Source organism: Pannonibacter anstelovis, assembly GCF_036881715.1.
GTDB classification, from domain to species: domain Bacteria; phylum Pseudomonadota; class Alphaproteobacteria; order Rhizobiales; family Stappiaceae; genus Pannonibacter; species Pannonibacter anstelovis.
Window position 1 is genome coordinate 15,797 of record NZ_JBAKBF010000021.1, and the last position, 12,834, is coordinate 28,630.

A 12,834-nucleotide genomic window follows, 5' to 3' on the forward strand; every position below is an offset into this window, starting at 1 on the left:
GCCGTTCGGCCGACCTGACGCATTCGGCGGGGCTGTGGATGACGCCGACGGCGCGCGACCACAAGGACGGGGCGACGACATTGGCGAACACGCCGGTGAACGGCCTGCTTGGCCGCCAGGTCCTGGTGACGCCGATGGCTGGGAGCGATACCTTCGATGTGCGCCGGACCTTGAACCCGCTGTTCGTCGAGGCGCTGATGGGCTGGCCCACCGGGTGGACCGGCTTCGCCTCTGTGGCAACGGAGTGGTCCCCCTGGTTGCGGCGCATGCGCTGCGAACTCTCGCGGCTGAATTGCTGGCCGATGGATGAGTCGGTGGCATGAAACAGTCCCGCCTCATGTCGCTGGTCGAGGTCGTCGCCAACGTGATCGTCGGCTACGGCGTCGCGGTCGTGACGCAGCTGGTGGTCTTCCCGTGGTTCGGTCTGCCCGCCCGCCTTGACGACGCGATGGCGATCGGGGCCATCTTCACTATCATCTCGATACTGCGCAGCTTCCTGCTGCGGCGGGTGTTTGAGACGATCCGGGTCGGTGGTCAGTTCCGAGACTGATCCTCGAAGATGCCGAGCATTTCCTCGACCCAGCCCTCGTCCTCGCTGCGCATCAGCACGGCCACGAGGAGCTGGGTCAACCGGGGCACCGGCGTGTCGGGCGGGTTGTCGGGCAGGAAGAAGGAGAACGCCCCCTCGGCAGAGACGACGAGGGCAGAACTGCCGGGCGGCAAGACCGTGCCCTGATCGGTGGAAATGTCGGTCATGGGATCACCAGTAATATTTGTGGGGTTTGTGGTTGCCGAGATCCCAGATCAGCACATCGGGATCGGCGCCTTGCAAAAGCCTGACGGCCGTCATCGCGGTGCGCCTGCGGCGCGGGCGGCTGTGGAACAGGATGTTCCAGTGCGACGGCGTTCCGTTCGGAAACGCGCCGATGCTGCGGCTCTTGGTTCTGGGTTTCTTGCGCTTGTGGTTCATCGATTTTCCTCCGGATATTGCAGACATGCGAATGCCTGCGGTCCGGAGGGCCGCGAATGAGGAACCAGCGATAAGGGTCAAAGTCGGGATGATTTTCGCGGTAACGCGCATATCACGGCTCTGCCCGAACGTAAACCGCCGCCCCGAAAGGCGGCGGCATCCGGTTCGGGGCGGCAGTATTCAGGCTTCCGGAAGTTTGTAGGCCCGTCCGCGCCCTTCGACCTTCTCCGAGACCACCTCGAGCCCGAGCTTCTTCTTCAGCGCCCCGGCCATCGCTCCGCGCACCGTGTGCGACTGCCAGCCCGTCGCGGCCATGATCTCGTCGATGGTCGCACCGTCCGGCGCGCGCAGCATGGCGATCAGCGTGGCCTGCTTGGTGCCCTCGCGCGGCGTGCGCGTCTTGGGCGCAGCCTCGGGTTCGGTGGGAGCGTCCGGCGCGGGCTCCTCGCTCGGCGCGTCCGTCGCGCCCGCAGGCGCGGGGTCCGCGTCCTCGGGCTCGATCCCGATGGCGGCGAGGCCTGCGTCGGTGGCGACCAGCGTGACGCCGTGGCCGTCTCCGGTCTCGCGCCAGACGGGTTCGCCCTTGCGCAGGTCGGCGTCGACCTCCTGCAGGAAGCCCTTGGCGAGCATCGCGCCGACTACCTTTGCGGCAGCGCCTCCGCGCAGGCTGTCGGGCAGCGGCAGGGCGATGTGCTCGGGCCGCTGGGCGGCGGCGCTCAGGATCAGGGCTTGGGTGTCGGAAAGCTGGGTCATCGTCGTCTCCCGTGTCGGGGCGCGCGGGATGCGGGCCCTTCTACGAGGTCGAGCCCGCCAGTCGGCGGGCGGGACCAGAAGCGGATCGTCTCACTCGGCGTGTTCGCCTTCGTTGAAGGCCATGTCGGTGATCTCGCGGAGCTTGGCGCGGTAGTGGTTCAGGGTGCCGACGTGGCCCCAGTTGATCTCGTCGGGGCTGATCTCGAAGTGGTCCGCGCTGAGGGCGGCGAGCCGCTCCAGCATCGCGTCGATCTCGGTCTTGGCGGCGATGAAGGCGTCGAGGACCTTCTCGTTGGTGGTGGCGCGGCGGGTCATTCTGGTGGCTCCGTGGAGAGTTGCATCGTTTCGTTGGAGACACGTTCGCTCTGTCCGCGATGCTTATCAACGAGATAAGCGTATGAATCTGAACGCTAATCGGAGCCGTCGATGCAGGGCATGAGCGAGCGCCAGTACGCCGCGCACGTCGGGCTGTCGCGGGGTGCGATCCAGAAGGCGAAGACCGCCGAGCGGCTGGTCCTCTATCCCGACGGCAGCATCAACGCGGCGGCCAGCGACGCCAGACGGGTCGAGACGACGGACCCGTCGAAGACGAGAAAGCCGCCCGCGCCGAAGCTGAAGCCCGTCCCCGAGGCGGCGGTGGCCGCTGTCGGCGACACGCTGCGCGAACAGGGACTGGCGGTCCCGGCGGTGGGCGGCGGCACGACCTTCCTGCAGGCGAAGACGGCGAACGAGGTGCTGAAGGCGCAGGAGCGGCGCATCCGGCTTCAGAAGCTGAAGGGGGAGTTGATCGAGCGGGCCCGCGCGCTGGCGCTGGTGTTCCGGCTGGCGCGGGAGGAACGGGACGCATGGGTGAATTGGCCTGCACGCGCGGCTGCGCTGATGGCGGCCGAGCTCTCGGGCTCATCCAGCGACGCGACGGGCCAGCAGATCACCGTGGAGCCAGCCGCGATGCAGAAGGTGCTGGAGAAACATGTACGCGCCCACCTCGACGAACTCGCCGAGGTCCGGCCCGACTTCCGGTGATGATGACGCACTGACGGACTTCGACGGCGCGGGCGAAATCCTGCGCGCCTGGGGCAACGGGCTGCGGCCCGACCCGGACCTGACCGTCTCGCAATGGGCAGACCGGCACCGGATGCTCTCGGGGCGCGCATCGGCAGAACCCGGCCGATATCGCTCGGGCCGCACGCCCTACATGCGTGAGATCATGGACCGGCTGTCGCCCGGCGATCCGACACAGCGGATCGTGTTCATGAAGGCGGCGCAGGTCGGCGCGACCGAGGCCGGGAACAACTGGATCGGCTTCGCGATCCATCAGGCGCCGGGGCCAATGCTCGCGGTCCAGCCGACGGTGGAACTGGCCAAGCGCAACTCGCGCCAGCGGATCGACCCGCTGATCGACGAGAGCCCGGAGCTCCGCGAGCGGGTCAAACCGGCCCGGTCCCGCGACGCCGGCAACACGATGCTGTCGAAGGAGTTCGCGGGCGGCATCCTGATCATGACCGGGGCGAACTCGGCGGTCGGGCTGCGTTCTACCCCAGCGCGGTACATCTTCCTCGACGAGGTCGACGCCTATCCGGCCTCGGCCGACGAGGAAGGCGACCCGGTTACGTTGGCCGAGGCGCGGTCGCTGACCTTCGCCCATCGGCGCAAGGTGTTCCTGGTCTCGACGCCGACGATCCGGGGACTGTCGCGCATCGAGCGCGAATACGAGGCGAGTGATCAGCGCCGGTTCTTCGTGCCGTGCCCGCATTGCGGTCACGCGCAGTGGCTGAAATTCGACCGACTGCGCTGGCAAAAGGGCAAGCCGGAAACGGCGGAATACCACTGCGAGGGCTGTGACAAGCCCATCGGTGAACATCACAAGACGGCGATGTTGGAGGCTGGCGAATGGCGGGCGACCGCCGTTGCCGCCGATCCGACCACGGTCGGGTATCACCTCTCGGCGCTCTATTCGCCGATCGGCTGGCTGAGCTGGGAGCGGATCGTGCGGGCATGGGACGCGGCGCAGGGGTCGGACGAGGCGATCAAGGCCTTCCGCAACACGATCCTCGGCGAGACATGGGTCGAGACCGGGGAAGCCCCGGACTGGCAACGGCTCTACGACCGGCGCGAGCGCTGGACATCCGGCACGGTGCCAGCGGGCGGGCTGTTCCTGACCGCCGGCGCCGACGTGCAGAAGGACCGGATCGAGGTCGATGTCTGGGCCTGGGGTCGCGGGCTCGAAAGCTGGCTCGTCGATCACGTCGTGATCGAGGGCGGCCCGGATCGGCATGACGCATGGTCGGAGCTGACGGCGCTGCTGGATCGAAGCTGGCCGCACGAGCGCGGCGCGCAGCTACAGATCGCTCGGCTCGCCATCGACACGGGCTACGAGGCCCCGGCGGTCTATTCCTGGTCGCGGGCGCAAGGCGCTGCACAGGTATCGCCGGTCAAGGGCGTCGAGGGGTTCAACCGCTCGAGCCCGGTGTCCGGCCCGACCTTCGTCGACGCGACCGAGGGCGGCAAACGCCTGCGGCGTGGCGCGCGGCTCTGGACCGTGGCGGTGTCGACCTTCAAGGCCGAAACCTACCGCTTCCTGCGGCTGGCGCGTCCGACCGATGAGGAGATGGCCGACGGGGCGGCGTTCCCGCCCGGGTCGGTGCATCTGCCGCACTGGGTCGAGAACGAATGGCTGAAGCAGTTCGTCGCCGAGCAGCTGGTAACGGTGCGCACGAAACGCGGCTTCGCCCGGCTGGAATGGCAGAAGCTGCGCGAGCGCAACGAGGCGCTGGATTGCCGGGTCTATGCCCGCGCCGCCGCCTGGATCGCGGGCGCGGACCGTTGGCCCGACGAGAAATGGCGCGACCTCGAGGATCAGCTCGGGGCCGCTCCCACCGACAGCGATCCCGCCGGGCAGATCAATCGGCCGGGACAGGCCCCGCAGGGCAAGCGCCGCTCCGACTGGCTCGGGCGGCGCGGAGGATGGTTCTGACATGACGGACTGGACGGAAACCGAACTCTCGGCGCTGCGCCGGGCCTATGCCAGCGGCACGACCCGGGTGAGCTACGACGGAAAGTCCGTGGATTACGGCTCGGCCGAGGATCTGCTCGCGCGCATCCGGACCATCGAACGCGCCATCGCGGGCACCACGCGGCCGCTGCCGGTGGCCGGGCTCGCGGGCTTCTCACGCGGGGACCGGTGATGTCGGCGACCTGGCTCGACCACGCCATCGCCACGGTGGCCCCGCGCATGGCGGCCCGCCGCATGATGGCGCGGCAGGCTTTCGAGACGCTGACGCGGGGCTATGACGGAGCCGCGCGTGGGCGGAGGACCGAGGGTTGGCGCGCGCCGGGATCCTCCGCTGACACCGAGATCGGCGTGGCCGGGGCGCTCTTGCGTGACCGGATGCGCGATCTGGTGCGCAACAATCCGCACGCGGCCAAGGCGGTGGCGGTGCTGGTCAACAACATCATCGGCGCGGGCATCATGCCGCGCGCCGCGAGCGGCGACGACAAGCTGGACCGCAAGGTCGACGCGCTCTTCGAGCGGTGGACGGCGGATTGCGACGCCGACGGCCAGCTCGACTTCTACGGCCTGCAGACGCTGATCTGCCGCGAGATGGTCGAGGCGGGCGAGGTCCTGGTGCGCCGCTGCCTGCGACGCGCGAGCGACGGTCTGCCCGTGCCGCTGCAGCTGCAGGTGCTGGAGGCCGACTTCCTCGACGCCACGAAGTCCGGCGCCCTTGGCGCGGGCCGCCTCGTGCAGGGGATCGAGTTCGACCCGGTCGGCAAGCGCCGGGCCTACTGGCTCCACGCGGAGCACCCGGGCGACGCCTATGGCGCCTTGCAGAACGGCCTGCAGAGCCGCCCGGTCCCCGCGACCGAGATCGCCCATGTCTACGAGAAGCAGCGCACGCAGGCGCGCGGCGTTCCCTGGGGCGCGCCGGTGATCCGCAGCTTGCGCGATCTCGACGATTACGAGGTGGCCGAACTGGTCCGCAAGAAGACCGAGGCCTGCGTCACCGCCATCGTCTTCGGCGATGATGAGGCGCAACAGGGCATCGCCCCCTCCGTGGTCGATGCCGACGGCAACCGGGTCGAGCAGTTCGAACCGGGGCTGATCGCCTATGCCCGTGGCGGCAAGGATATCCGCTTCAACCAGCCCGCCGCCACCGGCGGCTATGGCGAATACAAGCGGGCGAGCCTCCACACGATCTCGGCCGGGTTCCGGGTGCCCTACGAGCTGCTGACCGGGGACCTGTCCCAGGTCAACTATTCCTCGATCCGGGCCGGGCTCGTCGAGTTCCGCCGGATGATCGATGCCGTCCAGTGGCAGATCTTCATCCCTATGCTCTGCGCCCCGGTCTGGCGCTGGTTCACCGAAGCGGCATGGGCTGCGGGGCAGATCCCCGAGCCGGACGTGCCGGTGGAATGGTCGCCGCCGAAGTTCGACGCCGTCGATCCCTACAAGGATGCGATGGCCGACCTGCTGGCGATCCGCACTGGCACGATGACGCTGGCGCAGGCCATCGCCCGGCAGGGCCACAACCCGGACGCTGTGCTGGCGGAAATCGCCGCGACCAATGCCAAGCTCGATGACCTCGGCCTCGTGCTCGACAGCGACCCGCGCCGCGTCACCAAGACCGGTAGCGCGCAGGCGGGCGACCCGGCCAGTGCCCCGGCCGCCCCCGCATCCGAAACAGAGAAGGAATAGGGCCATGCCCGACACGATGATGGCGGCCCCGGTCGCCTTGCCGATGCAGCTGCGGCGCGCACCGATCCTGCCCGCGACCGTCAACACCGAGGCGCGCTCAGTCGACGTCGTCTTCACGACCGGCGCTGCCGTCCGACGGCGGCGATGGACCGGCTGGGACACCTCCGTGCCCTTCGACGAGATCCTCGAGGTCAGCGACAGGGCGGTGGACCTGACGCGCCTCAACGCCGGGGCCCCGGCGCTCGACAGCCATTCGGTCTGGTCCTCGCATTCGCAGGTCGGCGTGGTCGAACGCGCCTGGATCGAGGGCAAGGAGGGCAAGGCCACCATCCGTTTCCCGCGCGAGGGGCTCGACCAGGCCGCCGACCGGATGTTCGGCCTGATCAGCGACGGCATCATCCGCAACGTCTCGGTCGGCTATTCCATCGAGCGGGTGAAGGTGGTCGAGCCCGTCGCGAAGGGCGAGGTCGAGCAACGCATCGTCGAACGCTGGACGCCGCTCGAGGTCAGCTTCGTCACCGTTCCCGCCGATCCCCGCGCGCAGGTGCGTGCGGCCGACCAAGCCAGCTATCCCGTCGAGATCGTCGACACCCGTATGCAAAAGGAGGCATCCATGCCTGAGAGCACGACCACCGTGGCCGGGGATGTCCCCGCCTTGAACGAGACCCGCCAGCAGCCCGTCGCGGCCCCGGCAAACCCCGAGCCGACCGGCGCGCGCATGCCGGATGCGCCCGCCGCGCCCGACAGCGATGCCATTGCCACCCGTGCTCGCGAGGCCGAACGCGACCGCGTCTCCACGATCTACGATCTGGCAGGCCGCCTGAACCTCGAGCGCGGCTTCGCCGAGGATCTGGTCAAGCGCGGCGTCAGCGTGGACGAGTCCCGCCGCCTGATCCTCGACCAGGTCGCGGCGAAGTCCGACGAGACCCGGACCTTCCCCCATGTCTCGGTGCCCCTCGGCGGCCGGGACGAGCGCATCACCCGCCGCGACGCCGTGGCGAACGCGCTCCTGCACCGCTACAGTCCGACGCTCTTCCCGCTGGAAGACGCCGCCCGCCAGTACCGCGGCATGACGCTCCTCGAACTGGCCCGCGAGAGCCTCGGCAATGCCGGGGTCAACACGCGGGGTCTCTCGCGTGACGAGGTGGCGACGCGGGCGCTGCACTCGACCTCGGACTTCCCCGAGATCCTGTCGGCCGTCACCAACAAGACCCTGCGGCAGGCCTATGACGCCTATCCCCGCACCTTCGCGCTCTTCTGCCGCCAGGTTCTGGCGACCGACTTCAAGTCCATGCACCGCGTCCAACTGGGCGAGGCCCCGCAGCTGCTGGAAGTGGGCGAAAGCGGCGAGTTCAAGCGCGGCACCCTCGGCGAGAGCAAGGAGAGCTACAAGGTCAAGACCTATGGCCGGGTCGTCGCCATCACCCGGCAGGTGCTGATCAACGACGATCTCGACGCCTTCACCCGGATCCCGGCGATGTACGGCAACTCCATCGCGCAGCTGGAAAGCGACGTGGTCTGGGGCATCATCACCGCCAACCCGGCCATGGCCGACGGCAATGCGCTGTTCCACACCACGCACAAGAACCTCGCCGCAACGGGCGCCGCGCTGGACGTGGCAAGCGTCGGTGCCGCGCGGGCGGCGATGGCGCTGCAGACCGGCCTCGACAAGAAGACGGTGCTGAACATCCGCCCGGCCTTCCTGATCGTGCCCGCAGCCCTCGAACTGAAGGCCGAGCAGCTGGTTGCCCAGAACCTCGTGCCTGCCGACAGCGCCAAGGTCGTCCCGCAGTCGATCCGCACCCTCTCGCCGATCAGCGAACCGCGCCTCGACGCGGCCAGCGCCACCTCCTGGTATCTGGCGGCCAGCCCCAACCAGATCGACACCATCGAATACGCTTATCTGGAAGGCCAGCAGGGCGCCTACATCGAGACGCGCAACGGCTTCGACGTCGATGGCGTCGAGATCAAGTGCCGCCTCGACTTCGGCGCCAAGGCCATCGACTGGCGCGGCCTCTACAAGAACCCGGGTGCATAACCAGCACCCCATGCTGAACCCTGACACACGGGCGGTCCAATCGGGCCGCCCTTCGTCTTTCCACAAGGATCCTCCCCATGAAAACCTACGTCCAGCCCGGCAACACCATCACCCTGACCGCGCCCTACGCCGTCGCCGCGGGCGATGGCCTGCTCGTCGGCTCGATCTTCGGCGTGGCCTCCGGCACCGCCGCTCTCGGCGAAACCGTCGAAGCCGCGCTCACCGGCGTCTTCGACATAACCAAGATCGGCTCGCAGGCCTGGACCGCGGGTGCCAGGATCTACTGGGACGACACCAACAAGCGCACCACCAACGTGGCAACCTCGAACACGCTGATCGGCGTGGCCACCGAAGCGGTCGCGGGCGGGGCCGGAGACACCATCGGCCGGGTGCGGTTGAACGGCACGTTCTGATGAACGCTTTCGCCGCCGCCGTTGGCGCGCTCTTCGCCGATCCGAATATCGGCAGGGATGCGGTCTACACGCCCGAGGGCGGCGCGCCCGTTCTGGTGCGCGTCGTCGCCCGGCGCGCGGACGCGGTTACGGATTTCGGCGACGCGCGGCTCTGGTCGGAGACTACCCGGATCGACCTGCGCGTTGCCGAGGTGGCGAACCCACGTCCCGGTGATCGTTTGGAAATCGACGGAGACGCCTTTCTCATTCAGGGAGAACCCATCCGCGACCGCGAGCGGCTGGTCTGGACCGTGGATCTGAGGTCCACATGAAACTGAAGCTCGACATCAATCCCGACATCGTCGCGATGATGGCGGCCGAGGTGGCGGCGGGCGAACGCGCGGTGACGGCCGCGATGCGCGAGGCCGGGACCGGGCTGAAGACCGCGTGGCGGCTGCAGATCACCGGCGCGGGGCTTGGCACACGCCTCTCCAACACGATCCGCAGCCAGACGTTTCCAAAGTCGGGCGAAAGCCTAGACGCCGCCGCGCTCGTCTGGTCCCAGGCCCCGGTCATCGTCGGCGCCCACGACACCGGCCCGCTGATCCGCTCGAAGAACGGGTTCTGGCTCGCCATCCCGCTGCCAGCGGCGGGCAAATCCCTGCGCGGCGGCCGGATCACGCCCGGCGAATGGGAGCGCCGCCGTGGCCTCCGCTTGCGGTTCGTCTATCGCCGCACGGGCCCGAGCCTGCTGGTGGCGGAGAGCCGGCTGAACACGAAGGGTCAGGCGGTCGTGTCGCGCTCCAAGACCGGGCGCGGCAAGGTCACAGCGCCGATCTTTCTGCTGGTACCGCAGGTGAAACTGCCGAAGCGGCTGGATCTCGCTCGGGACGCGGACCGGGCGTTGGACAGGGTGCCGGGGCTGATCGTGGCGAACTGGGTGGACGGAAGGATTAGATGATCAGGCGCGGGCCTCGACCTCTCGCTCTTCTCGCGCCGCACGGCGCCGACGACGGGGCTCCTCCGTGTCTCCGAGCCCCTCGAGGGCGACAGGAGCCTTGCCGGGGAATTCGACCATCAGCTTGAGGTTGCCACCCATCGCACGAACGTAGCTCGTGAGCGTCGAGAGGAGCAGATCGCTCTGACGCTCGTATTTCGCCACCGTCGCCTGCTGGATGCCGAGGGTGTCCGCAAGTTGAACCTGCGTCATCTCCTTGGCCTTCCGCAGCTCCTGCAGCGTCAGGTACTCCATATGCAGACGATCCGCCTCGGCCTCGACGCCAGCACGCCGGGCGGGATCGAGCGCAGCCAGCTTGTCCTTGAGTGTCCGTGCCATGATCGTCATCCTTTCCGTCTCTCGAGATGGCTGTCGAACCGTTCGTCGGCCCGGGCGATCAGCTGCTTGTAGAAGCGCTTTTCGCTGCCACCTGACTTGTCCCCGCCGACAAGCAGGATCGCCTGCCGGTCGGGATCGAATGCGAAGGCGATGCGCCATACGCCGTCAGCGGCGTTGCAGCGCAATTCCTTCATGTTCGCGTGCTTCGACCCTGTCAGGGTGTCGGCATGCGGTCGACCGAGCGATGGCCCCTCGCGTTCCAGCAGGAGAGCGCGTGCCAGGATCGCGTCCTGCACCTCTTGCGGGAGTTCGTCGAACTCCGGCTCGAACTCCTCTGCGAACGAAACGGTCCACGGCATCCGGTCCTCATGTCTTGGAGGCTATATAGCCTTGAAGCACTAATTTTGCAATAACGACTCTCAGAGCGTCCGTACATGCCCACCCCTCGCGAAACCATCCTCGCCGCGCTGCACGCGCGGCTTTCGGCGCTGCCCGCCACGGCTCTGCGGGGCGAAGTGCTGCCCGAGCGTGTCCCGGCCGAGGGGCTGCTGATCCTGCGCGACGGCGAGCCAGGCGAGCCGGAGGTCACGCTCTCGCCACTACGCTACCACTACCAGCACCGCGCCGAGATCGAGGCGGTGGTCCAAGGCGCGGCGCGTGACACCGCCTTCGACACGCTGACCGCCAGCATCGGCGCAGCGCTCGCCGCCGACCGCACGCTAGGTGGGCTCTGCGACTGGGTCGAGGCGGAAGCGCCGCGTCCGGTCGATCTGCCCGTCGAGGGCGCGGCGATTATGAAGGCCGCCGTGATCCCGGTGGTGCTGCACTATTCCACGGCCGACCCGCTCGGCTGATCCCGACAACCCGAGGAGAACACGATGGCACGAGCCCAGGGGGCGCGGGCGCAGATGGCGCTTGCGTTCGAGACGACCTATGGAACGCCGCCCGTCAGCGGCTTCACCCGCATGCCCTTCGCCAGCACGTCGCTCGGCGCGGAGCAGCCGCTGCTGAACTCCGAGCTTCTCGGCTACGGCCGCGATCCGCTGGCGCCGATCAAGGATGCGGTGACAGCGGATGGCGACGTGGTGGTGCCGCTCGACGCAGAGGCTTTCGGGTTCTGGCTGAAGGCGGCCTTCGGCGCGCCCACAACCACGGGCGCGGAAGCGCCGTACAGCCACGAGTTCCAGTCGGGGTCGTGGACGCTGCCCAGCATGTCGATCGAGACCGGCATGCCGGAGGTCCCGCGCTACGCGATGTATTCCGGATGCGTGCTCGACCAGATCACCTGGCAGATGCAGCGCTCTGGGCTCCTGACCGCCACGGCGCGGCTGGTGGCGCAGGGCGAGACGGTCGGCACCACGACGAGTGCAGGGACACCGGCCGCGCTGGAGCTGAAGCGCTTCGGCCATTTCAACGGGGCGATCACGCGCAATGGCTCGGCGCTCGGCAACGTGGTCTCGGCCGAGATCACCTATGCCAACAATCTCGACCGGATCGAGACCATCCGAAGCGACGGGCGCATCGACGGTGCGGATCCGTCCATCGCCGCGCTGACCGGCCGAATCGAGGTGCGTTTCGCCGACAGCACGCTGGTCACGCAGGCGACCAATGGCAATCCTTGCGAGCTTGAATTCGCCTACGTCCTGCCGTCCGGCGAGAGCTTCACCTTCACCGTGCATGCCGTCTACCTGCCGCGCCCCCGGATCGAGATTTCCGGGCCGCAGGGCGTGCAGGCCACCTTCGACTGGCAGGCCGCCCGCGACAGCGCGGTCGGCCGGATGTGCACGGCAACCCTGATCAACGACATCGAGGTGTACTGATGCTTTCGCTCGACCTGACCAACGCGCCCCGCTGGCATGACCTTGCGCCCGGCGTCCGGGTGCAGCTGCGCCCGCTGACCACCGCGCTGATGGTGGCAACGCGCAGCGATCCTGCCGTGGAGGCTGTGCCGAAGGAGGCCTCCGACGAGGAACGCGCTGTCGCCTTCGCCAAGGCGCTGGCCCGCCGCGCGGTGCTCGGCTGGGAGGGCATCGGCGACGCCGCCGGGAAGCCCATCGATCCGAGCCCGGAGGCTATCGACGCTTTGCTCGATGTCTGGCCGATCTTCGAGGCCTTCCAGCTGACCTACGTCTCGAAGGGTCTACTGCTGGAGCAGGAAAAAAACGCCTCCGCGCTCTCGCCGAATGGTCCTTCGGCGGGGGCGAGCGATACTGCAAAGCCTGTGCGCAAGCCTGCCCGGACTGCCCGGCGCGGTTGAGCCGTCCGGAAACGACGGAGGGTTGGCAGGTCTGGGACCTCGTCGGCCGTCTCGGCGGCCAGCTGCGCGTCCTGCCCGGCGCCGTGATCGGCTGGGACATGTCGGCGGCGCTGGCGCTCGGGAACGCCCTCGGCGTGCCGCCGCTCGCCATGGCCGAACTGCTGCCCGTCATCGAGGCGGTGATGGTCACCAAGCTCAACGAACAGATGGATCATTCCCATGGCTGAGAAGAGGGTCAGCGTCCGCCTCGCGGCCGTGGGCGGACGGCAGGTGCGCGCCGAACTCGAAGGCGTGGGCGAGGCCGGGTCGCGCGGCTTCGGACGGCTGAGCCGGGAGATGGAAGCCGCGAACGCCCGGCTCGCGGCCTTCTCGCGGCGGGTGCGGGTCGCGGC

At 68.6% G+C, this 12,834-nt stretch carries 20 protein-coding genes; 14 read left to right on the forward strand and 6 right to left on the reverse strand.

Annotation, left to right across the window (positions count from 1 at the left end; all coding sequences use genetic code 11):
* Positions 1-134: 134 nt before the first annotated feature.
* Together V6L75_RS20535 and V6L75_RS20540 are read left to right on the forward strand one after the other, a co-directional pair.
* Positions 135-323 carry a hypothetical protein gene (locus V6L75_RS20535; protein WP_334253349.1) on the forward strand — a complete coding sequence of 63 codons (189 nt, stop codon included), beginning with the start codon at positions 135-137 and terminating at the stop codon, positions 321-323.
* Positions 320-550, forward strand: a complete 231-nt coding sequence (locus tag V6L75_RS20540; protein ID WP_334253333.1) for a DUF7220 family protein — start codon at positions 320-322, stop codon at positions 548-550. The genes V6L75_RS20535 and V6L75_RS20540 overlap by 4 nt, the downstream gene beginning before the upstream one ends.
* Here V6L75_RS20540 and V6L75_RS20545 read toward each other — a convergent pair.
* From V6L75_RS20545 to V6L75_RS20560, 4 genes are all read right to left on the reverse strand, one after another.
* Positions 535-756, reverse strand: a complete 222-nt coding sequence (locus V6L75_RS20545) for a hypothetical protein (RefSeq protein ID WP_334253334.1) — start codon at positions 754-756, stop codon at positions 535-537. The two genes, V6L75_RS20540 and V6L75_RS20545, sit on opposite strands and share 16 nt — an antisense overlap.
* 4 nt (positions 757-760) lie before the next feature.
* Positions 761-970: a hypothetical protein gene (locus tag V6L75_RS20550; protein ID WP_334253335.1), complete on the reverse strand. Its 210-nt coding sequence runs from the start codon at positions 968-970 to the stop codon at positions 761-763.
* A 180-nt stretch (positions 971-1,150) separates the two neighbouring features.
* Positions 1,151-1,723, reverse strand: coding sequence for a DUF3489 domain-containing protein (locus tag V6L75_RS20555; protein ID WP_334253336.1), 573 nt, complete (start codon positions 1,721-1,723; stop codon positions 1,151-1,153).
* Positions 1,724-1,813: 90 nt separating this feature from the next.
* The gene (locus V6L75_RS20560; RefSeq protein ID WP_334253337.1) at positions 1,814-2,038 is read right to left on the reverse strand and encodes a hypothetical protein; all 225 of its coding nucleotides are present in this window, start codon (positions 2,036-2,038) and stop codon (positions 1,814-1,816) included.
* 111 nt (positions 2,039-2,149) lie between these two features.
* On the opposite strand from V6L75_RS20560, the gene V6L75_RS20565 reads away from it, so the two are divergent.
* From V6L75_RS20565 to V6L75_RS20600, 8 genes are all read left to right on the forward strand, one after another.
* Complete coding sequence (locus V6L75_RS20565; protein WP_334253338.1) at positions 2,150-2,746, forward strand: hypothetical protein; 597 nt, start codon at positions 2,150-2,152, stop codon at positions 2,744-2,746.
* A complete protein-coding gene (locus V6L75_RS20570) occupies positions 2,694-4,697 on the forward strand; it encodes a phage terminase large subunit family protein (RefSeq protein WP_334253339.1) in 2,004 nt (667 codons plus the stop codon). The genes V6L75_RS20565 and V6L75_RS20570 overlap by 53 nt, the downstream gene beginning before the upstream one ends.
* Position 4,698: 1 nt before the next feature.
* Positions 4,699-4,908, forward strand: coding sequence for a phage head-tail joining protein (locus V6L75_RS20575; protein ID WP_028030714.1), 210 nt, complete (start codon positions 4,699-4,701; stop codon positions 4,906-4,908).
* Complete coding sequence (locus tag V6L75_RS20580; protein ID WP_334253340.1) at positions 4,908-6,419, forward strand: phage portal protein; 1,512 nt, start codon at positions 4,908-4,910, stop codon at positions 6,417-6,419. The genes V6L75_RS20575 and V6L75_RS20580 overlap by 1 nt, the downstream gene beginning before the upstream one ends.
* A gap of 4 nt (positions 6,420-6,423) precedes the next feature.
* Positions 6,424-8,457, forward strand: coding sequence for a prohead protease/major capsid protein fusion protein (locus V6L75_RS20585; protein ID WP_334253341.1), 2,034 nt, complete (start codon positions 6,424-6,426; stop codon positions 8,455-8,457).
* Between the two features lie 77 nt (positions 8,458-8,534).
* Positions 8,535-8,870, forward strand: coding sequence for a DUF2190 family protein (locus V6L75_RS20590; protein WP_334253342.1), 336 nt, complete (start codon positions 8,535-8,537; stop codon positions 8,868-8,870).
* Positions 8,870-9,181, forward strand: a complete 312-nt coding sequence (locus V6L75_RS20595; RefSeq protein ID WP_334253343.1) for a head-tail joining protein — start codon at positions 8,870-8,872, stop codon at positions 9,179-9,181. The genes V6L75_RS20590 and V6L75_RS20595 overlap by 1 nt, the downstream gene beginning before the upstream one ends.
* Positions 9,178-9,810 (forward strand): DUF6441 family protein, encoded by a 633-nt coding sequence (locus V6L75_RS20600; RefSeq protein WP_334253344.1) that lies wholly within the window; start codon positions 9,178-9,180, stop codon positions 9,808-9,810. Before V6L75_RS20595 ends, V6L75_RS20600 begins: the two co-directional genes overlap by 4 nt.
* Here V6L75_RS20600 and V6L75_RS20605 read toward each other — a convergent pair whose 3' ends face one another.
* A complete protein-coding gene (locus tag V6L75_RS20605; RefSeq protein WP_324375896.1) occupies positions 9,811-10,185 on the reverse strand; it encodes a helix-turn-helix domain-containing protein in 375 nt (124 codons plus the stop codon).
* Between the two features lie 5 nt (positions 10,186-10,190).
* Positions 10,191-10,544, reverse strand: a complete 354-nt coding sequence (locus V6L75_RS20610) for a type II toxin-antitoxin system RelE/ParE family toxin (protein WP_324375894.1) — start codon at positions 10,542-10,544, stop codon at positions 10,191-10,193.
* Positions 10,545-10,619: 75 nt separating this feature from the next.
* Between V6L75_RS20610 and V6L75_RS20615 the strand changes: the two genes are divergently transcribed.
* The 4 genes from V6L75_RS20615 to V6L75_RS20630 are packed head-to-tail and all read left to right on the forward strand — an operon-like array spanning position 10,620 to position 12,669.
* A complete protein-coding gene (locus V6L75_RS20615) occupies positions 10,620-11,039 on the forward strand; it encodes a hypothetical protein (protein WP_334253345.1) in 420 nt (139 codons plus the stop codon).
* Positions 11,040-11,063: 24 nt separating this feature from the next.
* Positions 11,064-12,005 carry a phage tail tube protein gene (locus V6L75_RS20620; RefSeq protein ID WP_334253346.1) on the forward strand — a complete coding sequence of 314 codons (942 nt, stop codon included), beginning with the start codon at positions 11,064-11,066 and terminating at the stop codon, positions 12,003-12,005.
* Complete coding sequence (locus V6L75_RS20625; protein ID WP_334253347.1) at positions 12,005-12,442, forward strand: hypothetical protein; 438 nt, start codon at positions 12,005-12,007, stop codon at positions 12,440-12,442. The genes V6L75_RS20620 and V6L75_RS20625 overlap by 1 nt, the downstream gene beginning before the upstream one ends.
* Positions 12,439-12,669: a DUF7697 family protein gene (locus V6L75_RS20630; protein WP_334253348.1), complete on the forward strand. Its 231-nt coding sequence runs from the start codon at positions 12,439-12,441 to the stop codon at positions 12,667-12,669. Before V6L75_RS20625 ends, V6L75_RS20630 begins: the two co-directional genes overlap by 4 nt.
* Positions 12,670-12,834 lie beyond the last annotated feature (165 nt).